At 67.5% G+C, this 25,158-nt stretch carries 26 protein-coding genes; 20 read left to right on the top strand and 6 right to left on the bottom strand.

All coding sequences use genetic code 11. The features are described 5' to 3' along the window. Positions 1–16: 16 nt before the first annotated feature. The gene (locus JHC81_RS08075; RefSeq protein WP_292173070.1) at positions 17–790 is read right to left on the bottom strand and encodes a YebC/PmpR family DNA-binding transcriptional regulator; all 774 of its coding nucleotides are present in this window, start codon (positions 788–790) and stop codon (positions 17–19) included. 230 nt (positions 791–1,020) lie between these two features. Here JHC81_RS08075 and JHC81_RS08070 point away from each other — a divergent pair, with 230 nt between their 5' ends. After that, on the top strand, positions 1,021–1,227 hold the full coding sequence (locus tag JHC81_RS08070) for a hypothetical protein (RefSeq protein WP_292173067.1): 207 nt from the start codon (positions 1,021–1,023) through the stop codon (positions 1,225–1,227). Between the two features lie 18 nt (positions 1,228–1,245). Here the strand turns inward: JHC81_RS08070 and JHC81_RS08065 are convergent, their stop codons facing one another. Beyond that, complete coding sequence (locus JHC81_RS08065; protein WP_292173065.1) at positions 1,246–1,680, bottom strand: thioesterase family protein; 435 nt, start codon at positions 1,678–1,680, stop codon at positions 1,246–1,248. Positions 1,681–1,818: 138 nt separating this feature from the next. Here JHC81_RS08065 and JHC81_RS08060 point away from each other — a divergent pair, with 138 nt between their 5' ends. Beyond that, positions 1,819–2,955 (top strand): zinc-dependent alcohol dehydrogenase family protein, encoded by a 1,137-nt coding sequence (locus JHC81_RS08060; protein ID WP_292173063.1) that lies wholly within the window; start codon positions 1,819–1,821, stop codon positions 2,953–2,955. Between the two features lie 60 nt (positions 2,956–3,015). Here JHC81_RS08060 and JHC81_RS08055 read toward each other — a convergent pair whose 3' ends face one another. The 3 genes from JHC81_RS08055 to JHC81_RS08045 all read right to left on the bottom strand — a co-directional run bounded on the left by JHC81_RS08055 (position 3,016) and on the right by JHC81_RS08045 (position 4,474). Then, positions 3,016–3,396, bottom strand: a complete 381-nt coding sequence (locus tag JHC81_RS08055; protein WP_366465877.1) for a hypothetical protein — start codon at positions 3,394–3,396, stop codon at positions 3,016–3,018. 182 nt (positions 3,397–3,578) lie between these two features. Further along, a complete protein-coding gene (locus JHC81_RS08050) occupies positions 3,579–3,869 on the bottom strand; it encodes a hypothetical protein (RefSeq protein WP_292173062.1) in 291 nt (96 codons plus the stop codon). 161 nt (positions 3,870–4,030) lie between these two features. Continuing rightward, positions 4,031–4,474 (bottom strand): hypothetical protein, encoded by a 444-nt coding sequence (locus tag JHC81_RS08045; protein WP_292173059.1) that lies wholly within the window; start codon positions 4,472–4,474, stop codon positions 4,031–4,033. Positions 4,475–4,713: 239 nt separating this feature from the next. Between JHC81_RS08045 and JHC81_RS08040 the strand changes: the two genes are divergently transcribed. The 18 genes from JHC81_RS08040 (at position 4,714) to JHC81_RS07955 (ending at position 24,773) form a co-directional block, all read left to right on the top strand. Continuing rightward, positions 4,714–7,233: a calcium-binding protein gene (locus tag JHC81_RS08040; RefSeq protein ID WP_292173055.1), complete on the top strand. Its 2,520-nt coding sequence runs from the start codon at positions 4,714–4,716 to the stop codon at positions 7,231–7,233. 232 nt (positions 7,234–7,465) lie between these two features. Further along, positions 7,466–7,774, top strand: a complete 309-nt coding sequence (locus tag JHC81_RS08035; protein ID WP_292173052.1) for a PepSY domain-containing protein — start codon at positions 7,466–7,468, stop codon at positions 7,772–7,774. Then, a complete protein-coding gene (locus JHC81_RS08030; protein ID WP_292173049.1) occupies positions 7,775–8,455 on the top strand; it encodes a response regulator transcription factor in 681 nt (226 codons plus the stop codon). A gap of 104 nt (positions 8,456–8,559) precedes the next feature. Then, positions 8,560–9,915, top strand: a complete 1,356-nt coding sequence (locus tag JHC81_RS08025; protein WP_292173076.1) for a sensor histidine kinase — start codon at positions 8,560–8,562, stop codon at positions 9,913–9,915. A gap of 79 nt (positions 9,916–9,994) precedes the next feature. After that, positions 9,995–11,338, top strand: coding sequence for a hypothetical protein (locus JHC81_RS08020; protein WP_292173046.1), 1,344 nt, complete (start codon positions 9,995–9,997; stop codon positions 11,336–11,338). A 36-nt stretch (positions 11,339–11,374) separates the two neighbouring features. Beyond that, positions 11,375–12,181, top strand: a complete 807-nt coding sequence (ccmI, locus tag JHC81_RS08015) for a c-type cytochrome biogenesis protein CcmI (RefSeq protein WP_292173043.1) — start codon at positions 11,375–11,377, stop codon at positions 12,179–12,181. After that, positions 12,178–12,645 carry a cytochrome c maturation protein CcmE gene (ccmE, locus tag JHC81_RS08010; RefSeq protein WP_292173041.1) on the top strand — a complete coding sequence of 156 codons (468 nt, stop codon included), beginning with the start codon at positions 12,178–12,180 and terminating at the stop codon, positions 12,643–12,645. The genes ccmI and ccmE overlap by 4 nt, the downstream gene beginning before the upstream one ends. Beyond that, on the top strand, positions 12,642–14,714 hold the full coding sequence (locus tag JHC81_RS08005; RefSeq protein ID WP_292173039.1) for a heme lyase CcmF/NrfE family subunit: 2,073 nt from the start codon (positions 12,642–12,644) through the stop codon (positions 14,712–14,714). The genes ccmE and JHC81_RS08005 overlap by 4 nt, the downstream gene beginning before the upstream one ends. Before the next feature lie 71 nt (positions 14,715–14,785). Then, positions 14,786–15,268: a cytochrome c-type biogenesis protein gene (locus tag JHC81_RS08000; RefSeq protein WP_292173073.1), complete on the top strand. Its 483-nt coding sequence runs from the start codon at positions 14,786–14,788 to the stop codon at positions 15,266–15,268. Positions 15,269–15,378: 110 nt separating this feature from the next. After that, the gene (locus JHC81_RS07995) at positions 15,379–16,941 is read left to right on the top strand and encodes a trypsin-like peptidase domain-containing protein (RefSeq protein ID WP_292173037.1); all 1,563 of its coding nucleotides are present in this window, start codon (positions 15,379–15,381) and stop codon (positions 16,939–16,941) included. 89 nt (positions 16,942–17,030) lie between these two features. Continuing rightward, complete coding sequence (locus tag JHC81_RS07990; RefSeq protein WP_292173035.1) at positions 17,031–17,702, top strand: response regulator transcription factor; 672 nt, start codon at positions 17,031–17,033, stop codon at positions 17,700–17,702. Between the two features lie 73 nt (positions 17,703–17,775). Continuing rightward, complete coding sequence (locus tag JHC81_RS07985; protein WP_292173033.1) at positions 17,776–18,174, top strand: endonuclease domain-containing protein; 399 nt, start codon at positions 17,776–17,778, stop codon at positions 18,172–18,174. Then, the gene (locus tag JHC81_RS07980; RefSeq protein ID WP_292173032.1) at positions 18,174–19,604 is read left to right on the top strand and encodes a HAMP domain-containing sensor histidine kinase; all 1,431 of its coding nucleotides are present in this window, start codon (positions 18,174–18,176) and stop codon (positions 19,602–19,604) included. Before JHC81_RS07985 ends, JHC81_RS07980 begins: the two co-directional genes overlap by 1 nt. After that, on the top strand, positions 19,601–22,495 hold the full coding sequence (locus JHC81_RS07975) for a bifunctional [glutamine synthetase] adenylyltransferase/[glutamine synthetase]-adenylyl-L-tyrosine phosphorylase (protein ID WP_292173030.1): 2,895 nt from the start codon (positions 19,601–19,603) through the stop codon (positions 22,493–22,495). Before JHC81_RS07980 ends, JHC81_RS07975 begins: the two co-directional genes overlap by 4 nt. Before the next feature lie 69 nt (positions 22,496–22,564). After that, the gene (locus JHC81_RS07970; protein WP_292173028.1) at positions 22,565–23,161 is read left to right on the top strand and encodes an EF-hand domain-containing protein; all 597 of its coding nucleotides are present in this window, start codon (positions 22,565–22,567) and stop codon (positions 23,159–23,161) included. A 126-nt stretch (positions 23,162–23,287) separates the two neighbouring features. Further along, positions 23,288–23,851 carry an RNA polymerase sigma factor gene (locus tag JHC81_RS07965; RefSeq protein ID WP_292173025.1) on the top strand — a complete coding sequence of 188 codons (564 nt, stop codon included), beginning with the start codon at positions 23,288–23,290 and terminating at the stop codon, positions 23,849–23,851. Continuing rightward, positions 23,848–24,270, top strand: a complete 423-nt coding sequence (locus tag JHC81_RS07960) for a hypothetical protein (RefSeq protein ID WP_292173023.1) — start codon at positions 23,848–23,850, stop codon at positions 24,268–24,270. Before JHC81_RS07965 ends, JHC81_RS07960 begins: the two co-directional genes overlap by 4 nt. Further along, positions 24,267–24,773, top strand: a complete 507-nt coding sequence (locus JHC81_RS07955) for a periplasmic heavy metal sensor (protein WP_292173020.1) — start codon at positions 24,267–24,269, stop codon at positions 24,771–24,773. Before JHC81_RS07960 ends, JHC81_RS07955 begins: the two co-directional genes overlap by 4 nt. 4 nt (positions 24,774–24,777) lie before the next feature. Here the strand turns inward: JHC81_RS07955 and JHC81_RS07950 are convergent. Beyond that, positions 24,778–25,158 (bottom strand): ATP-binding protein (locus JHC81_RS07950; RefSeq protein ID WP_292173017.1); only part of this gene is annotated, 381 nt, incomplete at its 5' end.

The raw sequence follows: 25,158 nt of genomic DNA, 5'->3' as shown, positions 1-25,158 counted from the left end.
TAACGACTCGCAAGCCTCAGCCCGCGTATTTCGCCAGGTCCTCGTCGGAGATGTCTTCATTGGAGAAGACGTTCTGCACATCGTCCTCGGCGTCCAGGGCGTCGAGCAGCTTCATCAGGGTGCCGACGGCCTCGCCGGTGACCTGGACCTCGGACTGGGGCTTCCAGACGATGGCGGTGGACTTGGGGTCGCCCAGGACCTTGGACATGGCCTCGGCCACCTCGTTCAGGTCCTCGAAGGCGGTCCAGATGGTGTGGCCGGGTGCGTCCTCATAGATGTCGGGCTTCACAAGGTCGCTCTCGACGTCCTGGGCCCCGGCCTCGATGGCGGCCTCCATGACCGCATCCTCGGTCCCGGCCTCGGCCGGGTAGCGGATCTGGCCGACCTTGTCCCACATGAAGGCGACCGAGTTCATCTCGCTCAGCGCGCCGCCGTTCTTCTTGAAGGCGGTGCCGATGTTGGAGGCGGCGCGGTTGCGGTTGTCGGTCAGGGCCTCGACGATGATGCCGACACCGCCGGGGCCGCGACCCTCGTAGCGGACTTCTTCCATCGTATCGACGTCGCCGGCCGAGGCCTTGTTGATCGCGCGCTGGATCACATCCTTGGGCAGGCTTTCGGCCTTGGCATTGTTGACCGCGAGGCGCAGGCGCGGATTCATCGCCGGATCGGGCAGGCCCGACTTGGCCGCCACGGTGATGTCGCGCGACAGCTTCGAGAACAGCTTGGAGCGCTGGGCATCGGCGCGGCCCTTGCGGTGCATGATGTTCTTGAACTTGGAATGGCCTGCCATTGTGGTCTCTTTTTAGGGCGCTAACGCTCGCCTCGCGGAGGCTCGCTGCTTGAGCGCGGGATCGGCTGTAGGTTTGGGGCAGTGTCGCGGCGGTGGCGTCGCGGTGCCCGGTTGCGCGCATCTAGCGGATGATGCGAAGGCTGTCACGATGCAGGAACCGTAACGGTTTGATGGTATTATTCCTCTAGAAGGCGGTGAAGACCGCAGCTGACGGGGCCAAGGGAAACGACATGACCGCCGAAGACGTCATCTACAATTCCAAGCTCTATGACGAAGACGACTTCAACGAGCGCGGGCCCGACATCGTCGAATGGTACGAGGCGCGTCCCGTGACCGTGCCAGCCGCCGTCGCCGCGGGTTCGATTTTGGGAGCCTTCGCCCTGGGGGCCCTGACCGCCGTCGGCATCCTGTTCCTGACCGGTCAGCTGGACGACTAGGGCCGACCGGCCCGAGTTTCAGTCGGCCTTGAGATTCTCGACCACCGCCCGCAGCCGCTCGGGCAGGGGCTTGGGCCGCCGGGTCTCGGCGTCGACATAGACGTGCACGAAATGGCCGATGGCGGCGGGCGCATTCGCCCCACGCCGGAAGACCGCAAAGCCATAGTTCACGCTGGACGTGCCGACGTGATCGACCTTGATCCCCACCTCGATCACGTCCGGAAACTTCAGCGACGAGGTGTAGCGACAGCCCGAATCCACCACCAGGCCGATCGACTCGGTCAGCGCATCGGCGATCAGCAGATGCGAATTCACGGCCGAGTCCACGAACTCGTAGAATTTGGCGTTGTTGATGTGGCCGTACTGGTCGTTGTCGGCCCAGCGGGTCGAGACCATGTGAAAGGCCTTGTAGGTCGCGCGTTCGGCCAACGGCCCTTCATCTCTCTTCGGCATCGGTCGTCTTCTCCCTCGGCGACGCGAACCGTCGCTCTTCGACGGCGACGCTCCCGCTTGGACGACGCCGCGTCAAGCGCCTATCGATAGGTCTCGATCACGAAGGCGCTGGTTCCGGCGCACACCCGGGGAGGGCCCATGACCATTCAGACCCGCGCGGCGGTCCTCCGCACCGTCGGGGCCAGCCGCCCCTACGCCGACAGCCGCCCGCTGAGCGTCGAGACGGTCACGCTTGATGCGCCCGGCCGCGACGAGGTGCTCGTCGCGATCAAGGCGGCGGGTCTGTGCCATTCGGACCTCAGCGTCATCAACGGCGACCGGCCCCGCCCCTTGCCCATGGCCCTGGGGCATGAGGCGGCGGGGGTGGTGGAGGCGCTGGGCGAGGGGGTCACCGACCTGGCTATTGGCGATCACGTCGTCATGGTCTTCATGCCGTCCTGCGGCCACTGCCATCCGTGCGCCGAGGGGCGGCCGGCCCTGTGCGAGCCGGGCGCGGCCGCGAACGGCAAGGGCGAGCTGCTGGGCGGCGGCCGGCGGCTGCACGACGATCAGACGGCGCTGAACCACCACCTGGGCTGCTCCGCCTTTGCCGAGCGGGCGGTGGTGTCGCGCCGGTCGCTGGTGAAGATCGATACGGCCCTGCCGTTCGAGCAGGCGGCCCTGTTCGGTTGCGCGGTCCTGACCGGCGTCGGGGCGGTAGTGAATACAGCGGGGGTGCGGGCCGGGCAGTCCGTCGCCGTCGTCGGCCTGGGCGGGGTCGGCCTGGCCAGTGTTTTGGGGGCCCTGGCCAGCGGGGCGTCGCCCGTCGTGGCGGTCGATCTGTCGGAGGACAAGCTGGCCCTGGCCCGAAGTCTGGGTGCGGTGCAGACGGTGAATGCCGCCGATACCGATGCGGTGGAGCAGGTTCGGGCCCTGACCCATGGCGGGGCGGACTATGTGTTCGAGATGGCCGGGTCGGTGCGCGCACTGGACAGCGCCTGGCGGATGACGCGCCGGGGCGGCACGACGGTCACCGCCGGACTGCCGCCACCCGATGCGGCCCTGGCTGTCAATGTGGTGTTGCTGGTCGCCGAGGAGCGGACGCTGAAGGGCAGCTATATCGGTACCTGCGTGCCTGCCCGCGACATCCCCCGCTATGTCGCCCTGTTCCGCGAGGGACGGTTGCCGGTGGATCGGCTGATGACGGGCCGCGTCGCCCTGGACGACATCAACGCCGCCTTCGACCGGCTGGCGGACGGGCAGGCGGTGCGCACGGTGGTCACCTTCGGCACGTAGAGAAAGGGGCGCGACCCTTTCGGATCGCGCCCCTCGAACGCCTGAGGAATGGCTCAGGGTTTAGTAGCGGCGGTTGTCGTTGTCGCGACGCTCATAGCGGACCTGAGCCGACAGACGGTCGTAGCGACGGTCCAGATCGTTGCGCTCGCGAACCGTCAGGCCACCGCGCAGATAGTTGCGCTCCAGATTGACCAGGGCGATCAGTTCGCCGCGCAGACGGTTGGCTTCGCGACGGCTCAGCGAGCGATTGCGCTCGCCCTGATCGATGCGGCGGTCCAGATTGTACTTACGCTGGGCGATCTGCTGCCAGCCGCCGTTATGCTGGACCTGCACATAGCCATGGCCGCGCGCCGGGCCATAGCCATAGGACTGGGCCGCAGCCGGGACCGCGACGGAAGCGGCGACCAGGGCCAGGGCGGGAATGAGAGCCTTCTTCATCATCGGTCTTCTCCTTGATGTTTGCGCCGACCGGGGTGGCGGCGTTGAGGTGGAGAAAACCATCCCCCGGCTGAGCGCGATCTGAACGCGCCGGGTCAGGTTTCATTCATCCAGGTGAAATCGGAGACAGGGAGGGCGTCGCTGACTGGATGATGGTGATGTCCGCAATGACCCTAGGCAGTCGTTCATAGTCGGACCACTTCGGTCGCTCCATCCGCGTTCATCCGCCAAGCGGTGGCAAACTCAACTGCCTCTTCGAGCGTCTCGCCGGGATGACTTGAGGTCGTTATGAAGCGGCTCTCGTCTGTGCCGTCGCCAACGATGAGCGAGTCAATCTCGTCTTCAATCCTTTCGCATCCGTCCCCCTGAATCGCGATCAGGGATACGTTGCGGGCGAGGCATCGCTCGACAAACGCGGCGAGCATCACCTCGTCTGAAATGGGCAGTGCCAGGACGATTTTTGGCTCGACCGTCATACCTGGACGATACAGGACCTAACGTCAGCTTTCCATCCTCCGGCGACAGTCGCCTTTCGACCCAAAGCGGACATTTGCACGGGGCGGCTCGGGGTCGGTGTAAAACACCAGCAGGCGGCCTAGCGTGAATAGCGGCCTACTCGCGACCTGAGTGAACGGCGTCAGGTGGCGGATGCAGTCTTGCGCACTGGAAACCGCCCCACCTTTGTCGGGCCACCGCGTCCAAAGCGGACCATGCGATAGGGGTGGCCGGGATAGAGGGCCGCGATGTGGCGCACGCCCTGCAAGGCCACGGTCGGGTGTTCGCCACCGCCCATGGTCAGCACCACGGTGTCACCGCCGGAGCCCTCTTCATAGGTGGGCTCATAGCCTTCTTCAGTCCAGCGCCGCGCGACGTCGGCCGAGGTCACGGCCCAGAAGGTGAAGCCGACGACACGCCCGTTGTCGGAGGCCACGACATAATGGCCCCGCCTGACCGCCGCCGACAACGTTTCGACCATCCGACCAAAAGGCAGATCACTGAAGGGCTTTCGCGCCGCCATGAAGATGACTGCTGCGGCGAAGGCCGCGTCCGAGCGCTCCATACGTCCGATCGTCAGCGCCATTATACCTCACGTTTCCGTTACCGAGACGATGAACCGCATCCACCATCTCAAACAATTCGTAGATGCGGTTGCAAGCAACCGGGCAGAAAGACTTGCCATTGTATATAACAAGCTATGCCATAGTCTTAAAGATTTATTGCGCCAATCTGAAACTATTGCCGCATAGACTCCGTTACCTGCCTCAATGACCAATTCAGGTCAAAAATCGGCGCGCTTTGTGCCGTTTTAGGGAGTGGGACATGCCTACAATCAACGGGACAGCCGGAAACGATTTCTTGCTGGATACAGCGGGCGACGACCTTCTGAATGGCCTTGGCGGCCTGGATGTCGTCAGCGTCAATACGGGTCGCGACGTGGTCGATGGCGGCGAGGATTTTGACCGGCTGCTGGTCAATTATGGATCGGCCACCATGGGCATCGTGAACTTCGCCGACAACGGCTTCGACAATGCGGCCGGCAACAGCACAAACAGCGTGCGCTTCAGCAACGTCGAGTCCCTAGTGGTGACCACGGGATCGGGCGACGACAGCATCCGCACCTTCTTCCGCCCCGACAGTAACAGCGACACCATAGTGTCCGGCAACGACTTCATCAGCTTGGGGGCCGGCAATGACCGCGGCGTCGGCGGCGGCGGCGACGACACCCTATACGGTGGCGACGGCAACGACGTGCTGGACGGCGACGGTTCGATCTTCGGCAAGTTCGGTGCCTCGCGCACGATCGGCGACCGCTCGTTCACCGGCAACGACACCCTGTTCGGTGAGGGCGGCGACGACCTGCTGCAGGGCGGCGCGGGCGACGACATCCTGGACGGTGGTATCGGCAACGACACCCTGCTGGGTGACGGCGTAGTGCTCAGCTACACGGACCGATCTAACAACGGCGGTGGCGGCACCCTGAACCAGGTCGATCGCTTCGGCGGCAACGATTCGGGCAATGACACCCTGCGTGGCGGCGACGGCGACGACATCCTGGAAGGCCGCCTCGGCAACGACACCGTCTTTGGCGATGCCGGCAACGATCTGGCGCGGTTCAACATCTCGCGCGACGGCAGCGACCGCACTGACATGGGTACGGGCGACGACATCGTAGAGATCGACGTCAATGCCAACTCGGATCGCTCCAGTGCCATCCGCGTGACCTTCACCAGCGCCGAAGTCGGCAACGGCAATGCCAACGATGGCGGCACTTTGGCCAATCAGGACGGCGACCTGGCCGTGCGCATGCAGTCAGAAGACTACAACGACGGCCTCTTCGGTGACGTCAGCCGCTTTGACGACGAGGGCGTGACCTTCGTGGCTCAGGGTTCGGCCCTGTTCGACGTGCGCGACCTGGTCTCCGGTGCCCAGCGCGGCAATCTGTTCAGTACCGTGACGCTAGGCACATCCGCAGCTGATACCTACGTCGGCACGGACGACGCAGACTATATCAACACCGGAGCGGGTGACGACACTGTCTCTGGCGGCATCGGAGCCGACTTCCTCGTCGGCGGCGGCGGTAACGATACCCTCGACGGTGGGGTCGACAATGACACCTTCATCGGCGGAGGCGGCAACGACACGCTGATCGGCGGCGACGGCATTGACACCGTCAACTATGGTCCGGCCACGTCGGGCGTGACGGTACGACTATTCGGGTCGACCAGTTCGGATGGTCAGGGCGGCACCGACACGCTGTCCGGTATCGAGAACGCCATCGGCGGTGCCTTCAACGACACCTTGATCGGTAGCGGTGCCGACAACGTCCTGACGGGTGGAGCGGGTTCAGACACCTTGATCGGTCTGGCCGGTAACGACACCCTGATCGGCAGCGACGGTGCGGCCAACCAGCTTCAGGGCGGGCTGGGCGATGACCTCTACATCGTCACGGCCAACGACACCCTGGTCGAATTCTCCGGTGAAGGCATCGATACGGTCCAGACCAATTTGGCGAGCCACACCCTGCGTCAGAACTTCGAAAACCTAACCTTTACGGGCACGGGACGCTTTACCGGCATCGGCAATGCTGAGAACAACGTCATCACCGGTGGTGCCGGCAGCGACACCCTGATCGGTGCGGGTGGCAATGACACCCTGATCGGCGGAGCGGGCGGAGCCAACCAGCTTCAGGGCGGTACGGGAGACGACCTGTATATCGTCAGTGCCAACGACACCCTGGTAGAGTTTGCCGGCGAGGGCACTGACACGGTCCAGACCAGCATGAACAGCCACACTCTTCGCCAGAACTTCGAGAATGTGACCTTCACAGGCCAGGGCGGCTTTACCGGCACCGGCAATGCGCTGGACAACATCATCACCGGCGGCGCGTCGGCTGACACCCTGACCGGCGGGATGGGTAACGATACCCTGAACGGCGGCGCAGGCACCGACATGGGGGTTCTGTCCGGCGTTCGTGCGGACTATACCGTGACCCTGACGGCCGACGGCTATCAGGTTGCCGACAACATCGCCGGTCGAGATGGTGTGGACCAACTGGTTGATATGGAGAACGTCCGCTTCTCCGACGGCTCCACAGCCGCCCTGGCCGAGCTGGTTGCACCGGTACCGTTCCCGGACGACGATTTCATGCTGAAGTCCGACGCGAACATGCCGTCGGTCATGCCGCTGGCGCTCGACGATGAGCTGTTCGGTGCCAGACCTGATGCTACGACCGATCTGTTCGGTGGCGACGGCAGCACTCAGTACGACCCGATGCAAAGCCAGTGGACCCATCACGCAGCCCAGGCCCCGCACGACACCCACGACGCCTGGAGCCTGTAAGCCACACTACAGACTTCGTTTCAAAGCAGGGGTCGGTGTTCGCATCGGCCCCTTTAGCTGTTCTGACAGATTGCCACCCATAGCGGACCTTCGGAGCGTCTGCTTTCGGGCCCACGCAAGCCGCGTCTATCTGGCTGTAGCCCAATCGCGCAAAAGACCGGCGCGAACAGTGAAATCTGTCTAGACTGTTCGTTCAGCCGTCGTTCAGAGCCTGGGGCCTAATCACACCGTCATGTCACGGATTTTTGTCATTGCTGTTGCCGCCCTCATGGCCTGGGCCCCTCTGTCGGAGGCGTCGGCGCAGGATCGTGGGCGCGGGCGTGGGCCCGATCGCGAGCAATCGCGGGAACGCGAGCGCGAGCGGCCGTCCATCAGCGCAGGCGAGGCCCTGTCGATCGCCCGCAGCCGGGCACGGGGCGCACGTTTCGTGGGCACCATGGCATCCGGAGGCGGCACCTATGTGTTTCGCTTCGAGAGCCCCGAGGGCCGGATTTTCGATATCACCGTCGACGCCCGCACGGGCCGCGCGGGAGGAGGCTGAATGCGTGTTCTGCTCGTAGAAGACGACGTCGATCTGTCGCGTCAGTTGAAGACCGCCCTGGGCGACGCCGGCTATGCCGTCGACCACGCCGCCGATGGCGAAGAGGCGCATTTCCTGGGCGACACCGAACCCTATGACGTGGTGGTGCTGGATCTGGGCCTGCCCAAGATCGATGGCGTGTCCGTGCTGGAACGCTGGCGGCGCGACGGCAAGACGACGCCGGTGCTGATCCTGACCGCGCGCGGGGCCTGGTCGGACAAGGTGTCGGGCTTCGACGCCGGGGCCGACGACTATCTGACCAAGCCCTTCCATACGGAGGAGCTGCTGGCCCGCCTGCGCGCCCTGCTGCGTCGCTCGGCCGGGATCGCCTCGGCGACCCTGTCCTGTGGCGGCCTGCGCCTGGACCCCCGCGCCGCCCGCGCCACGGTCAATGGCGAGCCCCTGCGCCTGACCTCGCTGGAGTACCGCCTGCTGCACTACATGATGATGCATCAGGGCCGGGTCATCAGCCGTACAGAGCTGGTCGAGCATCTGTACGATCAGGATTTCGATCGCGATTCCAACACGATCGAGGTCTTCGTCGGGCGCCTGCGCAAGAAGATCGGGTCCGACCGGATCGAGACGGTGCGCGGCCTGGGCTATCGACTGACGCCGCTGGCGGGTGAGTCCGAAGCGGCGTGAGCCCAGCCGTCGATCAGGGGGACGATAAGGGGGCTGACCCGACGCCTGGACCGGTCGCCGAACCCCGGACCTGGGGGCGCTATTTCGGTCGTCCCGGCCGGTCGCTGACGCGGCGTCTGATCTGGCTGGCCTCGGCGTGGATCGTCGTGGCCCTGGTACTGACCGGCTATGTGCTGACGTCCCAGTTTCAGGAATCGGCTCTGCGCCGGCTGGGCACCACCCTGCTGGACACCATCGACGAGACCGTGGTGGCGACCAATGCCACCGATTTCAGCGTCGTGACCCGCCCCATCGGCGACGCGCGGACCCAGCGTTTGCTGTCCGGTCGATACTGGGTGGTGGCCGAGGTCCAGCCGAACGGCGAGGTGCACTTTCTGTCGCGCTCGGCCTCCCTGCCGGTCGGTGAACTGACCGTACCCGCCGAGCTGCCGGACCGGCTGGCGGACGCCAAGGGTCAGGTCATCAGCTATGACGACATCGGGCCCAAGGGCGAACCGCTTCGCGTCGCGGCCAGCATGAAGGAACTGCCGGGGCGGACACGGCCGGTCGTCTTCATCGCCGCCATCGACCGCTCCGACGTGGACGCCGACACGCGCCAGTTCGCCCGCATCACCTGGATCGCCCTGCTGATCCTGGGCCTGGGTCTGGTCGCGGCGGTCTTCCTCCAGGTCCAGATCGGCCTGCGCCCCCTGTTCGGCCTGCGCAACGAGATCGCCGATGTGCGCAAGGGCCGCGCGGCCCGCATCGTCCAGCACTATCCCATTGAAATTCAGCCCCTGGCCGAACAGGTCAATCGGCTGCTGGACGCCAATCAGGAGACGGTGGAGCGCCAGCGTACCCACGTCGGCAATCTGGCCCATGCGCTGAAGACGCCGCTGTCGGTCATGCTGGCCGAGGCGGGCAGCCAGTCGGGGGCTCTGCCCGATCTGGTGCGCAAACAGTCCGAGATCATGAAGGCCCAGGTCGAGCACCACCTGCGCCGCGCCCGAGCCGCCGCCCGCGCCCAGAGCCTGGGCGAGCGCACCCCCATCGGCGACGTGCTGGACGAGATGGCCGTCATGCTGGAGCGGGTGTTCGAGGAGAAGGGCGTGGAGATCGACTGGCGCGCGCCTGACGATCTGGCCTTCCGCGGAGAGCGTCAGGACCTGCAGGAAATCTTGGGCAATCTGATGGAGAACGCCTCCAAATGGTCGAAGCGCCGGGTGCGGATTTCCGCCGGTCCGACGGGTCTGGGCCAGATGGTGGTGGTGGTCGAGGATGACGGCCCTGGCCTGCCCGCCGATCAGCGCGAGGCGGCGCTGGAACGCGGCGCACGCATGGACGAGACGACGCCGGGTTCGGGCCTGGGACTATCCATCGTGGTGGAACTGACGCGGGCCTACGGCGGGCGGATCACCCTGGGCGACAGCGACATGGGCGGGCTGAAGGTGCTGCTGGAACTGCCCAGCGCCGAGCTGTGAGACCTCTCGACAGTGAATCTTGACCCGGCGGGGTCAAAACGGCACAGGTTGCACCGACCCTGGCTCTCGGGATTACAGTATGTCCGGGCTGACGAATGCCCAGCGCGAAGGCTTGCGGTCCCTGATGTCGGGGCTGAACGACGTGCGCCTGGGCAAGGTCGCTACGGCCGTCGGGGCCATGCCCGGCCAGACGGCGGAGGCTCTGGCCGTCATGATCGGCGTCGAACTGCGAGAGCGCAACCGCAAGCGGCGCGTGCTCGGCCCCCTGATGCCGATGTTCCGCCCTCGCCAGGATGGCGTGCAGGCCCTGACCTTTCCCTCCGTCGTGCTGGATCGGCTGTGGGCCATGGCGCGGGCCTCGGAGCCCGAACTGCTGACACGACTGGACGGCGGCGAGGCGGAGGCCGCGCTGGTCGCGGAACGGCTGGGCATGGCGGCGGCGAATGCCGCGCGCGACCAGGCCGACGACCTGTGGCCCAGCGCCTATGTCGAGCCGCTCGAAAACCTGATCCTGTGTCTGGACCTGCTGCCCGTGGCGCGGCGGGCGGTGAACGGCCTTGAGGCCTGGCTCAAACGACCGGACGACCAGGAACTGGCCACACTGCGGCTGGTGCTGCGCGATGCGGATGCGGTCAGTGCCGAGGGGCCGCGCGCCCTGATCGACATCCTGTTCGCCCATATGGACGATGCGGTGCTGGTGCTACGCCTGCTGCCCCATGTGTCGGGCGCGGCGGCCTCGGCCTCCCTGATGAGCGGGTCGGAGTTCGGCATCTTCGTCGATCGCCTGATGGCGGCGATGCAGGCGCGGGCCGGGCGGATCAATGCCTTTCGGCCCGGACGGGACATGACCGGGCTGGAGGCCGTCGTGGCCGATCTGGACTGGTGCGCCACCGTCCTGGCCGAGGTGGATGTGGTGCTGGATCCCGAACCCTACAGCGAATGGGGTCAGGTCATGCGCAAGACCCGGCAGTCGGTCGGCGGCACACTGTCCAATCTGATCAGGGCGACCGAGACAGCGGTCGAGGCTGGCCTGCCGATGACCCGGACACCGCTGGCCGGGCGGATGACGCGTCGCACACCCCGGCTGGATGTGGAGACGACGCCGGGTCCGGATGCCGCGGGGCCCCTGCTGAAGTTCGTGGCTGGCCTGCGCAAGACCGCGCCCGTCTTCGGCTGCGAGGCCGAGCGCCAGCGGCTGGTCGAGGGCCTGACCGAGCGGCTGACCGACTATACCGACGAGGCCCTGACCCTGGTCAATGCGGGCGAAGTCGAGGACAAGCCGCGCGCCCTGAAACAGATCAAGCGCGCAGCGACCTGGCTGGCCCTGATCGAGGCGAATGACGTGGCGCGATCCGTGCGGCGGCGGGTCGCGGTGGCTGACGGCGTCGCACCTGCCGAGAAGGCCTCGTCCGACGCCGCCTGATCGGCTAAACGGCGCACAATGACGGTTTTCTGGATCATGACGGCCCTGGTTGCGGCCCTGGCCGGCCTGCTGGTGCTCAGCGCCGCGCGGCGAGGGGCCGATGCGGCGGGCGAGGCCGAGACGGCGGCGGCGGCCGTCGAGCTGTCCGAACTGGATCGGCTGAAGGATCGTGGCCTGCTGGACGAGGCGGGCTGGACCGCCGCGCGGGCCGAGGCCGGACGGCGCATCCTGTCGGCGGAACGCCAGGCTGCGCCTGTTGTCGCGGGTCGGCTCGACCGAACCTGGGTGCTGGGCGGCATCGGCCTCGGGGTCGCGGCCACGCTGGGGCTGTACCTGCTGATCGCCACGCCGGGCCTGCCCGATCAGGGCTTCGAGAGCCGGGTCGACGACTGGGCCACCTCGCCGGAGACGCTGGAAGCGCCTCAGATCGCCGCCGTCGTGGCCCGGGTCGTGCGCGACCGCCCGGACGACCGTCAGGCCCTGCTGATGCTGGGGGCCGCGCGGTTCGAGGCCAATGATCCGCTGGCGGCGGCCTCGGCCTTCCGCCGGGCGCTGGAGCTGAATGCGAACGACGCCCAGGCCTGGGCACGGCTGGGCGAAAGCCTGGTGCGGGCCAATGGCGGCATCGTCGGCGCGGATGCAGAGGCGGCGTTCCGGGAATCCCTGAACCGCGATCAAGACCAGCTCGGGACTCGCTACTTCCTGGGCGAGGCGGCGCTGACGCGGGGCGACACGGCCATGGTGCGCCAGATGTGGATGCCGCTGATCGCCGCGCTGGATCCGGCCGATCCACGCCGGACCGATCTGGAACGTCGCCTGCCGGCAGAGGGCTCTGCACGATGAGCTGGTTGCCGAAATCGCCCAAGGCGCGGCGCAGGCTCTGGGTTGTGGCCGCGGTCGCGCCAATTCTGGCCCTGGCCGTCGGCCTGTCGCTTTATGCCATGCGCGACAGCGTGACCTTCTTCTTCTCGCCATCCGAGGCGACGATCGAAAAGGCTCCGCCGGGCCGCGTCGTGCGTCTGGGCGGACTGGTCGAGGCGGGCAGCGTGTCCAATCCCGGCCCCGGCGAGGTCACCTTTGCTGTTACCGACAATGTCGCCACGACGCGCGTCATCTATCGCGGCGACCTGCCCGACCTGTTCCGCGAGGGGCAGGGGATCGTGGCGCAGGGAGCCTTCCTGCCCGACCGCACCTTCCGTGCCACCCAGGTCCTGGCCAAGCACGACGAGAACTACATGCCGCGCGAGGTTTCCGACCGTCTGAAGGAAACCGGCGAATGGCGACCGGCTGAGGCGAGCCAGCCGTGATCATAGAGCTTGGCGCTTTCGCCCTGATCCTGGCGCTCGTGCTGTCGGTCGTGCAGACGGGGTTCGCCGTCGCCGGGCGGCTGCGGCGCAGTCCGGTCCTTGCCGGTGCGGCCGAGGGTGCAGCCCTGGCCAGTGCGCTGGCGGTGGCTCTGGCCTTTGCCGTGCTGATCTTCGCCTTCGTGATCTCGGACTTCTCGGTTTCGAATGTCGCGGCTAACAGCCACACCGACAAGCCGATGCTCTACAAGGTGGCCGGGGCCTGGGGCAGCCATGAGGGCTCTCTGGTGCTGTGGTGTCTGGTCCTGACCGGGTTCGGCGCGGTTCTGGCACGGGCACGGGGCCTGCCGTTCGGGCTGAAGGCCTGCGCGGTCGCAACGCAAGGCGCTTTGGGGGTGATGTTCATTGCCTTCGCCGTGTTCACCTCCAACCCATTCGCGCGGCTGAACCCGGCCCCGTTCCAGGGCGCATCGCTGAACCCGCTGTTGCAGGACCCGGCCTTGGCCTTCCACCCGCCGCTGCTCTATGCGGGCTATGTCGGGCTGTCGGTCTGTTTCTCGCTGGCGGTTGCGGCCCTGATCGAGGGCCGGCCCAACTCCAGCTTCTGGCCCGCCTGGGGGCGCTGGGTGCGGCCCTGGGCCCTGGCCAGCTGGGCCTTCCTGACCGTCGGAATCGGGCTGGGCAGCTTCTGGGCCTATTATGAACTGGGCTGGGGCGGCTGGTGGTTCTGGGACCCGGTCGAGAATGCGTCATTCATGCCGTGGCTGGTGGCGGCGGCCCTGCTGCACAGCGCCGTTGTGACAGAGCGCCGAGGGGCGCTGGCCGGATGGACGACCTTCCTGGCCCTGCTGGCCTTTACCTTCTCCATGCTGGGGGCGTTCCTGGTCCGCTCCGGCGTCCTGACCAGCGTGCATGCCTTTGCGGTGGACCCTCAGCGCGGCCTGATGCTGCTGGCCATCCTGGGCGTCACGGCCGGGCTGGCCTTTGCCCTGTTCGCCTGGCGCGCGCCCAAGCTGAAGGGCGGCGGCCTGTTCGCTCCGGTCAGCCGCGAGGGCGCGCTGGTCCTGAACAACCTGTTCCTGACGGCGGCGGCGGCGACCGTGCTGCTGGGCACGCTCTATCCGTTGCTCCTTGAGGCGACGTCCGGCGCGACCATCTCGGTCGGCCCGCCCTATTTCGCCCTGACCTTCACGCCCCTGATGGCCGTGGCCTTCCTGATCCTGCCTGCGGGTCCGTTGCTGGCGTGGAAGCGGGGCGATCTGAAGGGTGTCGGCCAGCGGCTGATCGTGGCGGCGGGACTGGCACTGCTGGTCGCGCTCGCGGGCTGGATGGCCTTCGAGCCGAAGAAGGCGCTGTCGGCGCTGGGCATCGGCCTGGGCGGCTGGCTGATCCTGGGCAGTCTGGCGGAATGGGCCGAGCGGGTGCGGCTGTTCCGGGTGCCGGTGGCCGAGACCTGGCGGCGCGCGCGCGGCCTGCCGCTGGGGGCCTGGGGCATGACCCTGGCCCATGCGGGTCTGGGCGTTTTCGTCCTGGGGGCGGTGGTCGAGACGGGATACCGGCTGGAGGCTGCGCGCCCGCTGGCCATCGGCCAGTCTATCGAGGCCGGACCCTGGATCGTGCGTCTGGATGCGGTTCAAGTGGTCGAGGGTCCCAACTATCTGGCCGAGCAGGGGCGGCTGACGGTGGATCGCGCCGACGGCCGCTCGCCCTCGACTGTGACCGCCGAGCGGCGCTTTTTCCCGGCGGGCGGTCAGACGACGACCGAGGTCGGGCTGGATTTCCGAGGTCTGGACGACGTCTATGTGGTGCTGGGCGAGCGGACGCGGGCGTCCGACGGCGCGGCCGCCTGGAATGTGCGCGTCTGGTGGAATCCCTGGGCGCGGTTGATCTTCCTGGGGCCAACGATCATGGCCCTGGGAGGGGCGCTTTCGCTGTTCGACCGGCGGCTGAGGGTCGGGGTCGGCAGGCGACGGAAATCTGTCCCTTCTCCACTTGGGGGAGAAGGTGGCTCGCGGAGCGAGACGGATGAGGGGGGGCGTTCGACACCGCCCATCCCGGCAGGTCGAGCATGAGGCTGGCAGCCCCCTCATCCGAGCGGCTCCGCCGCTCACCTTCTCGCCCGAGAGGAGAAGGGCTCTGTGCCATACTCATCGCCCTGCTCCTCTCCACCCCCGCATTGGCTCAGGAGCCGCCGCCAGCACCCGACCGGCCCTTGCCCGACGCCGCCCAGGAAGCCCGCGCCCAGGCCCTGTTCGACGACATCCGCTGCGTGGTCTGCCAGCATGAGGCGATTGCCGACAGCCCGGCCGGCATCGCAGGCGACATGCGCGGCCTGGTGCGGGACCAGATCGCCGCCGGGGCCAGCGACCAGCAGATCCGCCAGGATCTGGTCCGGCGCTATGGCGACTTCGTCCTGTTCAAACCGCCGGTGCGGGGTGGGACCTGGCTCTTGTGGTTTGGGCCGCTGATCCTGATGCTGGCGGCGGGGGCGCTGATCCTGTGGCGCGGCAGGCGTCGTCCGGTCGAGGTCGCGGCTCTCACGCCGGAAGAGGACGCACGCCTCAGCGATATTTTGAAACAGGAGCAACTTCGCCGCGATCCTGACGCAAAGCCGTCCAACGACTAGCGTTTCATGGCAGCAGGATTGCTCCATGCGGACAGTCGGTTAGGCTGTCGCTTCTGACTGAACACTGAGCGGGCGCATCCGCGTTCGCCTAAGGGAAGACAAGGCTGTCGATGATGAAGCGTAAGGAGTTCATGCTGGGGGCCGTCGCGGGCCTGTTCTTCGCCGCCGCCGCGACCGCGGGCGGGGCGATCGACTGGCCGACCGCAGAGGCTGGGCCGGTTGCGGGCGTCTCGGGGCGGCTGAATGCCAGTGCCGGGGCCAATGGCGTGGCCTTCGCCCCGCCGCAGGGGGCCCCCCTCAGCTTCGCCGACATCTTCGCCCAGGTGTCGCCAGCCGTCGTTCAGATCGAGGTCGAGACGCGGCGTGAAGCCGGCCCGCAAGACAGCCTGATCCAGATTCCCGGCCTGCCTTTCGCCATTCCTAACCCAAACCAGGGCCAGCAGGACGAAGACGGTGGCGTGCGCGGTCGCGGTGCCGGATCGGGTTTCTTCATCTCCGCCGACGGCTTCATCGTCACCAACAACCACGTGGTCGAGAACGCGACCGAGATCACGGTCAAGCTGGCGGACGGTCGCGAGATCGAGGCGACGGTGGTGGGCCGGGACGAGGAAACCGATCTGGCCGTCATCAAGGTGGAGGGCTCGGAATATCCCTTCGTCAGCTTTGAGGAATCGGCTCAACCGCGCGTAGGGGACTGGGTCGTCGCCGTCGGCAACCCTTTCGGCCTGGGTGGCACGGCCACAGCCGGCATCGTTTCGGCCCTGGGTCGTGGCAGCCTGGACAGCCGCACCCCCTACACCGACTACATCCAGATCGACGCGGCCATCAATACCGGCAACTCCGGCGGTCCGACCTTCGACATCTACGGTCGGGTGATCGGGGTGAACTCGGCGATCATCTCGCCGTCGGCTTCGGGTGGATCTGTCGGCATCGGCTTTGCCATCCCGGCCTCTGTCGCCAAGCCCACCACCGACCGGCTGATGCGCGGCGAGACGATCGCGCGCGGCTATTTGGGGGCCACGCTTCAGACCCTGGGTCGCGCCGAATGGCGGGCTCTGGGCCTGCCCGATGATTTCAAGGGCGCCTATGTCGCCGAGGTGACCCCTGGTGCCCCTGCTGCCGAGGCTGGACTGCGCCAGGGCGACTATATGGTCAGCGTCAATGGCACGGTCGTGGACGGCAGCACCGAGGCGACGCGCGAAGTGGCGCGGGTTCGTCCCGGCGACAATATCCGCTTGGAAATCATCCGCGACGGTCGCCGCCAGACGCTGAACGTGCGTTCCGGCACCCGGCCGACGCCATCGGAACTGGCTGCGCTGAACTCTGGCTCTGGACGCGCGACCGCTCCAGGGCAGCCGCCTGCTGCTGCTGGTCAGGTCGTGGAGGGTCTGACCTTGTCGGCCATCACGCCTGCGCTGCGTCAGCGGTATGAGATCCCCGACGCGGTGACGGGTGTCGTGATTACGGACGTCGCCCGTGGATCGGCTGCGGCCGGCGAGCGTCTCCAAGCCGGACTGGTGATCACCAGGGTGGACAACAAGGTGGTCAGCACGCCCGCAGAGGTCGAAGCAGCGATCGAGGCGGTCCGTGCCTCAGGTCGCCCCGGCGTTCTGTTGTTCATCCGGGCACCGCAGGGTGGCGTGCCGATCGTCTTGCCACTTTCGAACGACTGATGGTCCGAAGTCTGTCCAAGCCTTAACTCACGGGTTCGCCGCCGATGCGCTAACATCGGCGGCGAATCTGTTTTCGGAGGGGCTTCATCATGCGCATTCTGGTCGTCGAGGACGATGCCGAGGCCGCGACCGCCATGGTCAGGGGTCTGACTGAGGCCGGGCACGAGCCGACCCATGCGGTGGACGGGGCCTTCGGCCTGCTGGAGGCACAGAAGGGCGGCTATGACGTCTATGTCGTCGACCGGATGATGCCGCGCCTGGACGGGATCGGCATGGTCGAGACCCTGCGCAAGGACGGCGACCAGACCCCGGTCCTGTTTCTGTCGGCCCTGGGCGAGGTCGACGACCGCGTCACGGGCCTGAAGGCCGGGGCCGACGACTATCTGGTCAAGCCCTATGCCTTCTCCGAACTGATCGCACGGGTCGAGGCCCTGTCGCGCCGCCGCGAGACCGGCAGCGTGGCCACCATGCTGAAGGTCGGCGATCTGGAGATGAACCTGATCAGCCGCGAGGTGCACCGCGCCGGCCGCGAGATCGACCTTCAGCCGCGCGAGTTTCAGCTGCTGGAGTTCCTGATGCGCCACGCCGGCCAGTCGGTGACCCGCACCATGCTGCTGGAGAAGGTCTGGGAATACCATTTCGACCCCCAGACCAATGTCATCGACGTCCACATCAGCCGCCTGCGCGCCAAGATCGACAAGGGCTTCGACCACGCCATGCTGCAGACGGTCAGGGGTGCCGGTTACCGATTGGAAGCGTAAGCGAAAGGTGTTCTCCCTCCCCCTCGGGGGAGGGTGGTCGGCATAGCCGACCGGGTGGGGAGGGCTCGGCGACATGGGCGCGATAGCCAAGGCGAGGCACCTCAGAAAATCCATGACTCCCGCCGAGGCGCGTCTTTGGGTCCGCCTCCGCCAGCTTCGATCAGAAGGCCTGCACTTCCGCCGCCAGCACCCTTTGAGGGGCTATATTCTGGACTTCGTCTGTCTGGATCGCGGGTTCATTGTCGAGGTCGACGGCGGCTCGCATCTTGACGAGGATCGAGCGCGAAAGGACAGGGTTCGAGATGCGGTTCTGAACCGCGAGGGCTTTCTCACGATGCGGGTTTCGAATGGCGATGTGAAGGAAAGGGTGGATGAGATTTTGAGAGACGTGCGGATGCGTTGCCTGGCCCTCCCCACCCGGTCGTCGCTGCGCGCCGACCACCCTCCCCCTGAGGGGGAGAGAGACATCTAGTGCGTCTTCCCTCTCTCCTTCGCCGCACGCCCTTCCGGCTGACTCTGCTGTTCCTCGCTCTGTTCGCGGCGGCGGCGGCGGCGATCCTGGCCTATGTCTATGTCGCCTCGGCGTCCGAGGCGCGGGCGCGGACCCAGGCCGAGGTGACCAGCGAGCTGACGGTGCTGACCGATATCTATCGGCTGCGGGGGCTGGATGCGCTGAACGCCGCCGTGGTGGATCGCACCATCACGGGCGGCTCCTACCTCTATATGCTGATGGACCCGCAAGGGGCGCTGATCACCGGAAGCCTGACGGAAACGCCAATCGACATCGTGCCGCGCGGCACCGGCGATGGTGGTGCGACGCCGACCTGGGATACCTTCCGCTATACCGACACCGACGCCAGCGGTCGGGTGACGCGGCCGGAATCGCTGGGGGTCCAGGTGCGGCTGTCGGGCGGAGAAATCCTGTTTGTCGGCCAGTCGATGGGCGATACCGAGGCCTATCTGGCCCGCCTGACCCAGGCCCTGTGGGGCGCGATGGGGATCGTCCTGCTGCTGGGTCTGGCGGGTGGTCTGTTGATCAGCCGCAATCTGGAGCGGTCGATGCGGCGGCTCCAGACGGTGGTCACGGGCGTGCAGGAGGGCGATTTGAAGGTGCGCGCTGTCGTGCGTCCAAACGGCGACGAACTGGACGAGCTGGGCCAGGGGCTGAACACCATGCTGGACCGGCTGGAAGGGTCGATGGCCTCGATCCGGCATGCGGGCGACGCCATCGCCCACGACCTGCGCTCGCCCCTGACCCGCATGCGGGCCAAGCTGGAGGTCGCGCTGATGGACGCCGAGGCGGGCAAGATCGACGGCGTCGATGCAGTCCAGCTGGCGCTCGACGAGGCCGACAGCCTGCTGAAGACCTTCAACACCGTGCTGGCCATCGCCCGGTTGCAGGCCGCCGCGGGTCATACTCCGGACCCGAAACTGTTCGACGCCGCCGACCTGGCCGCCGACATGGCCGAGCTGTATGAACCGGCCAGCGAGGACAAGGGGCTGGAGTTCTCCGCGGAGATCGAGCGCGGCCTGATGATCGAGGCCAACCAGCCCTTCCTGGCCCAGGCCCTCGCCAACATCATCGACAACGCCATCAAATACACACCGACCGGCGGGGCCGTGATGCTGCGCGCACGACGTCGCTCGTCGGGCGAGATCGAGTTTTCGGTCACCGACACCGGGCCGGGCGTGCCGGAGGCCGACCGCGACCGCGTCACCGAACGCTTCGTGCGCCTGGACAACAGCCGCACCGAGGCGGGCTCGGGCCTGGGCCTGTCGTTGGTCGCCGCTGTCATGGAGGCGCATGGCGGGCGCATCCAGCTGGACGAAGGCCCTGGCGTCTACAACGGCTTTGGCCCCGGCCTGCGCGTGGCCCTGGTGGTTCCGGCGGCGGGCGGATGAGGCTGGCGGACAGCCTGGGCCCCTGCGGGCCGGTGGTCAGTGCCGATGCCGCCGACCGTGCGCACGAACGCCTGAGCGAGGCGGCGAGGGAGGGCGGTTGGCCCGAGACGCTGGAGGCCACCTGGCCCGTGCTGGCCCCGGTGTTCGCGGCTGCCCCCTATCTGTTTGGCCTGGCGCGTCGGTGGCCGGAGACCCTCAGGACCTTGCTCGAGAGCGACCCCGATCAGGCGCTCGATACCCTTCTATCCCGCACCGAAGCCCTGACCGGCGGAGCGGACGAGGTTCGCGCGCCCCTGCGTCGTCTCAAGGCCGAACTGCATCTGCTGACCGCCCTGTGCGACCTCGGCGGCGTCTGGGACTTGGATCAGGTGACGGGCGCGCTCAGCCGGTTCGCCGATGCCTCGACGCAGGCCGCCTTGCGGGCCGTGGCGCATGATCAGCGCGAGCGCGGCAAGCTGATCTCGTCGCCCGATGATCCGCGCGGACCTTTGCCCGGCCTGTTCGGCCTGGCCATGGGCAAGCATGGCGCGTTCGAGCTGAACTATTCCTCCGACATCGACATCAGCCTGTTCTGGGACCCCGAGGCCCTGATCCCGGTACTGGCCGAGGGGGTGGAGCCGCAGCGGTTCGTCGACCGCATGGCTGCGGCCCTGGCGACCCTGATGCAGGAGCGGACGGGCGATGGCTATGTGTTCCGCGTCGATCTGCGGCTGCGGCCCGATCCGTCCTCGACCCCGCCGGTCGTGGCCGTGCCGTTTGCCCTGTCTTACTACGAGGGGGTCGGCCAGAACTGGGAGCGGGCCGCCTTCATCAAGTCGCGCGCCATGCTGGGCGACATCGGCGCAGGCCAGGCGTTCCTGAAGGCGCTGGTGCCCTTCATCTGGCGGCGCAGCCTCGACTATCCCGCCATCCTCGACATCCAGTCGATCAAGCGACAAATCCACGTCCACAAGACCGGCGAGGGTCTGGAGGCCGCCGGGGCCAATCTGAAGCTGGGGCGCGGCGGCATACGCGAGATCGAATTCTTCGCCCAGACCCAGCAACTGATCCTGGGCGGGCGCGACCCCGCCCTGCGCAGTCCGCGCACCGTCGATGCCTTGGCCCGGCTGCGCGATGCCGGTCATGTAAGCGCCGAGGTCTGTGCCGAACTGACCGCGGCCTATGTCCGCCTTCGCGGGCTGGAACACCGGGTCCAGATGCTGGACGACGAACAGACCCACAGCCTGCCGATCGACCCGGTACGCCGGGCCATGGTCGCAGCCCTGGCCGGAGAGGGCGATCTGGCCGCCTTCGACGCCGACGTCGAGACCCTGCTGGTCCGGGTCAACACCCGCTATGGCGAGCTGTTCGAAGGCGAGGAGGAGCTGTCGTCCGCCTATGGCTCGCTGGTCTTCACCGGGGTGGAGAACGATCCGGAGACGCTGGCCACACTGGGTCGGATGGGGTTTGCCGAGCCGGCCTCCGTCGCAGACACGATCCGCAGTTGGCACCATGGCCGCATCCCCGCGACCCGCAGTGCCCGGGGACGCGAGCTGTTCACCCGTCTGGCCCCGCGCCTGCTGACCCAGCTGGCGGACCTGTTTCAGGACGACCCCGGTGCCGTGGATCCCGCCTTCCGCCGCTTCGCCGTCTTCTTCTCGGGGCTGAACAGCGGGGTTCAGGTCCAGGCGCTGTTCCTGGCCCAGCCCAAGCTGTTCGATCTGGTGCTGGGCCTGCTGGCCTTCGCGCCCCGGCTGGCGCGGACGCTGGGGCGCTATCCGGCGGCGCTGGACAGCATGCTGGATGCGCGGTTCCAGACCACGCTCGGCGTCAACACCGGCCTGTTCGACCAGATGGCCGAGGAGGCCCGCGCCGCAGACGACTTCGAGGCGGCCATGAACGCCGTGCGCCGCCTCCACCGCGACCAGATGTTCCGCATCGGCGTGCAGGTCCTGACCGGTCGCATCGATCCTGAGGAGGCGGGCCGCGCCCATGCCGCCCTGGCCGATGCCGTCATCACGGCCTTGGCCCCCGTCGCCATGACCGAGACCGAACGTCAGGGCGGCCGTCTGCCCGGCGGCGTCGTCGCCATCGTCGCCCTGGGCAAGGCCGGCTCGCGCGAGATGACGGCCAGTTCCGACCTGGACCTGATGACCGTCTATGACGCTCCGGACGAGGCGGTGGCGGACGCCAAGGGATGGGCCGCAGGCGTCTTCCAGGCCCGCTTCACCCAGCGGCTGATCGCGGCCCTGTCGGCGCATACGGCAGAGGGCGGTCTGTATGAGGTCGACATGCGACTGCGGCCCGGCGCGGCCAAGGGGCCAGTTTCCCTGCGGCTGTCGGCCCTGATCGACTACTATGCCAGCGAGGCGGACACCTGGGAGTTCATGGCCCTGACCCGCGCCCGCGTCGTCTGGGCCAGCGATGCAGGTTTCGGCGAGCGGGTGACGCAGGCCTTGGGCGACATCCTGCGCCGGCCCCGTCCAGACGTGAATGTCGCCGCCGACGCCCGCCGCATGCGCGATCTGATAAGCCGCGAGCGACCGGGGCACGGGGCCTGGGATCTGAAACTGGCCCCCGGCGGTCAGGTCGATGCCGAGTTCGTGGCGCAGGTTCGGCAATTGACGGCGGCGGCGAAGGGTGGGGCGCTGACCGTCTCGACACTGAAGGCTCTTGCTGAGGACCCGGCCCTGGCCGACGCCTGGCGTTTGCAGCAGGGCCTGAGCCAACTGCTGAGCGCCGCCTTCGACGAGCGCCCCGACCCGTCGCAGGAGCCCGCCGGCCTGCGTCGCCGTCTGGCCGAGGCGGCGGGATGCCCGGATTTCGAGGCTCTGACCGAACGGTTGGCACAGGTCCGGCGGCAGGCACGCGAGGTCTTCGACCAGGCGCTTCCGCCGCTCGCGACGGAATGACGACACTGTCGCGTTTGATCTCCTGACAGGGCGACCCGACCGCTGCGGCGGTTTCAGGAGACAACCGGAATGAAGAAGACAATCGTGATCGGTGGCATGGTCGCCGTGACCTTTGCCGCCCTGGCCGGCGGCGTCATGGCGCAGCAGGCCAATCGCCCGGCGCGCGCCCAGGCCGAGATGACCCAGGCGGCCTTTGTCGACGCGCGCGTCGCACGCCTGACTGCCGCCGATGCGAACAACGACGGTACCGTCACAGCGGAAGAGCGCCAGGCCGCGCGTCAGGCCAAGCGAGCCGAGCGTTCGGACAGCCGTTTTGATCGAATGGATGCCAATGACGATGGCTCCATCAGCCGGGCGGAGTTTGATGCCCTCCGCGAAGCTCGCGCGGACCGCGGACCGCGTGCAGAGCGTGCAGGCATGCGTGGACCGCGTGGTGGTCGCGGTGGCGAACGCGCTGCGCGCATGGCCGAGCGTGGCCCTGTGGTGATCGCCGAGGCCCGCGCCAAGGCCGAGCAGGCCTTTGCCCGCATGGACACCGACGGCAATGGCGTCGTGACGGCCGCCGAACGCCAGGCGGTGCGAGGCGAACGTCGGGCCCGCATGACCGAGCGTCGCGCCGCCCGGCAGACCGCGCCTGCGCCGGCCACCGCGCCGATGTCCGAATAAGCCGTGGCCGGGGCTGCGATCAGCGCCAGTGTGCAACTCGCCGCCCCGGCGCGTGTTTCGGCTCGACCCGGATCAGGATTCTGGTCCAGAACAGCGGTCTGGCGGGAGCGAACCGATGAGGCCGGATTGGCGCTGACCGCCGACCCCGATGAAGATCTGGTGCGCCGCGTGGGTCAGGGTGATCCGGCGGCCATTCAGGCGTTGGTCGCGCGCAAGCTGCCGCGCATGCTGTCGCTCGCCCACCGCATGCTGGGCGATGCCGCCGAGGCCGAGGATGTGGCGCAGGAGGCAATGCTCAGGGCCTGGAAACAGGCTCCGCGCTGGACGCCAGGACAGGCCAGGTTCGACACCTGGCTGCACCGCGTCGGCCTGAACCTTTGCTATGATCGGCTGCGCAAGCGCCGGGAGATCGCGACGGATACCCTGCCGGAACGCGTCGACGAGGGCCCCGCCCCGGATCGCGGTCTGATGGCGGCGGCGACGGGCGCGCGGGTCGAGGCGGCCCTCGCCGGCTTGCCGGACCGCCAGCGCGAGGCCATCGTGCTGTGCCACTATCAGGAACTGACCAATATCGAGGCGGCCGCCTTGATGACTATCAGCGTGGACGCGCTGGAAAGCCTGCTGTCGCGTGGGCGGCGGGCACTGAGACTGGCCCTGGCCGACATCCGGCCGGGAGCTGAAGGAGCATGACGACCATGACCCCGGCGCGATTCATCGCCCTGACCGAAGCCTATGGCGCAGACCGTCGACGCTGGCCCGAGGCCGAGCGTGCGATGGCGGAAGCTTTCGCAGCCCGGCATCCGGAGCTCGTCGGACAGGCCTTGGCCAATGCGGATGCCCTGGACGCATTGCTGTTCGCCTCCCGCCCATTGCATCCGTCGACGGCTTTACGAGACCGCGTGATCGCGGCGGCCTCTGTGCGTCAGGGTCGCAAGACCTGGCTGAACCGTCTGGGCCTGGCCATGGGGGCGGGCTGGGCGGCGGCGGCCTGCGCCGGCGTGGTGGCCGGCGTCGTTCTGACCGATCAGTTCACCGCCAATGCCCAGGCCGATGCCGTGCTGTATCAATCCATGCTGGTCGGCGTGGACGACACCGAGGTTCTGGGATGACGTCGCGCGGGCTGAAGGTCGCCTTGGGCGTGTCTGTAGCGCTGAACCTGTTCGCGCTCGGCGCGGGCGCGACGCTTTATGTCTCGCAGGCGCGGATCGCCCAGCAGGTCGAGGCCCAGACGCGGGCCCCGCGCGAGGGCTCGCCCCAGCGTCTGTTTGACCGCCTTTCGCCGGAGGAGCGTCCGCGTGTCCGCGCCGCCATGCGCGCCTCGGCCCTGGCGGCGCGTCCCGATTTCGAGCTGGCCCGCGATCGCCGCCGGGAGGCCATCGCCATGGCCGCTACGGAAGACTTCGATCCCGAGCGACTGACGGCCCTGCTGGCAGAGTCGCGAGCTGCGGATCAGCGCGGTCGGGCGCGGATGGAGCGCGACACCGTCGCCCTGCTGGCCACGGTCGAAGGGCAGGATCGCGTGGTGCTTGCAGAGATCCTGAAGAAGCGACGGGATAGAAGCCGAGCGGCCGCACCCGCCGGGGATCGTACGGTCGCGCCTCCGGCCAGTTAAGGCTTCAGGCAGCTCGAGCCTGGGCCTGAGGTCCTGGCTCCGAGGGTGCGCCTGCCGCCACCGGCCGTTTGATCGGGACATCGAAGCTGACGGTCGTGCCGCGCCCGGGCTCGCTCTGCATCACCAGCTTGCCGCCGTGCAGTTCGATCAGAGACTTGGTCAGGGCCAGCCCCAGGCCCGTGCCTTGCGTCGTCTTGGAATGCTGGCCCTCGACCTGTTCAAAGGGCTGGGCCAGACGACTCAAATCCTTGGCGGCGATGCCTATGCCGGTGTCGGTGACCGCCACGCGCAGCCGCTCGTCATCCAGTTGCGATACCGCCACGACGATGTCGCCACCCTCGGGCGTGAACTTCACGGCGTTGGAAATCAGGTTCAGCATGACCTG

Origin of the sequence: Brevundimonas sp. (assembly GCF_016463295.1) — a bacterium.
Taxonomy (GTDB): domain Bacteria; phylum Pseudomonadota; class Alphaproteobacteria; order Caulobacterales; family Caulobacteraceae; genus Brevundimonas.
Note: the sequence above shows the minus strand (reverse complement) of the source record. Positions and strands in the feature narration are given on the sequence as shown.

What these genes read in the sequence shown, in the direction of transcription:
- JHC81_RS08075 (WP_292173070.1), bottom strand. Translation starts at nt 790, where the DNA reads ATGGCAGGCCATTCCAAGTTCAAGAACATCATGCACCGCAAGGGCCGC.
- JHC81_RS08070 (WP_292173067.1), top strand. Translation starts at nt 1,021, where the DNA reads ATGACCGCCGAAGACGTCATCTACAATTCCAAGCTCTATGACGAAGAC.
- JHC81_RS08065 (WP_292173065.1), bottom strand. Translation starts at nt 1,680, where the DNA reads ATGCCGAAGAGAGATGAAGGGCCGTTGGCCGAACGCGCGACCTACAAG.
- JHC81_RS08060 (WP_292173063.1), top strand. Translation starts at nt 1,819, where the DNA reads ATGACCATTCAGACCCGCGCGGCGGTCCTCCGCACCGTCGGGGCCAGC.
- JHC81_RS08055 (WP_366465877.1), bottom strand. Translation starts at nt 3,396, where the DNA reads ATGATGAAGAAGGCTCTCATTCCCGCCCTGGCCCTGGTCGCCGCTTCC.
- JHC81_RS08050 (WP_292173062.1), bottom strand. Translation starts at nt 3,869, where the DNA reads ATGACGGTCGAGCCAAAAATCGTCCTGGCACTGCCCATTTCAGACGAG.
- JHC81_RS08045 (WP_292173059.1), bottom strand. Translation starts at nt 4,474, where the DNA reads ATGGCGCTGACGATCGGACGTATGGAGCGCTCGGACGCGGCCTTCGCC.
- JHC81_RS08040 (WP_292173055.1), top strand. Translation starts at nt 4,714, where the DNA reads ATGCCTACAATCAACGGGACAGCCGGAAACGATTTCTTGCTGGATACA.
- JHC81_RS08035 (WP_292173052.1), top strand. Translation starts at nt 7,466, where the DNA reads ATGTCACGGATTTTTGTCATTGCTGTTGCCGCCCTCATGGCCTGGGCC.
- JHC81_RS08030 (WP_292173049.1), top strand. Translation starts at nt 7,775, where the DNA reads ATGCGTGTTCTGCTCGTAGAAGACGACGTCGATCTGTCGCGTCAGTTG.
- JHC81_RS08020 (WP_292173046.1), top strand. Translation starts at nt 9,995, where the DNA reads ATGTCCGGGCTGACGAATGCCCAGCGCGAAGGCTTGCGGTCCCTGATG.
- ccmI (WP_292173043.1), top strand. Translation starts at nt 11,375, where the DNA reads ATGACGGCCCTGGTTGCGGCCCTGGCCGGCCTGCTGGTGCTCAGCGCC.
- ccmE (WP_292173041.1), top strand. Translation starts at nt 12,178, where the DNA reads ATGAGCTGGTTGCCGAAATCGCCCAAGGCGCGGCGCAGGCTCTGGGTT.
- JHC81_RS07995 (WP_292173037.1), top strand. Translation starts at nt 15,379, where the DNA reads ATGATGAAGCGTAAGGAGTTCATGCTGGGGGCCGTCGCGGGCCTGTTC.
- JHC81_RS07990 (WP_292173035.1), top strand. Translation starts at nt 17,031, where the DNA reads ATGCGCATTCTGGTCGTCGAGGACGATGCCGAGGCCGCGACCGCCATG.
- JHC81_RS07985 (WP_292173033.1), top strand. Translation starts at nt 17,776, where the DNA reads ATGGGCGCGATAGCCAAGGCGAGGCACCTCAGAAAATCCATGACTCCC.
- JHC81_RS07975 (WP_292173030.1), top strand. Translation starts at nt 19,601, where the DNA reads ATGAGGCTGGCGGACAGCCTGGGCCCCTGCGGGCCGGTGGTCAGTGCC.
- JHC81_RS07970 (WP_292173028.1), top strand. Translation starts at nt 22,565, where the DNA reads ATGAAGAAGACAATCGTGATCGGTGGCATGGTCGCCGTGACCTTTGCC.
- JHC81_RS07960 (WP_292173023.1), top strand. Translation starts at nt 23,848, where the DNA reads ATGACGACCATGACCCCGGCGCGATTCATCGCCCTGACCGAAGCCTAT.
- JHC81_RS07955 (WP_292173020.1), top strand. Translation starts at nt 24,267, where the DNA reads ATGACGTCGCGCGGGCTGAAGGTCGCCTTGGGCGTGTCTGTAGCGCTG.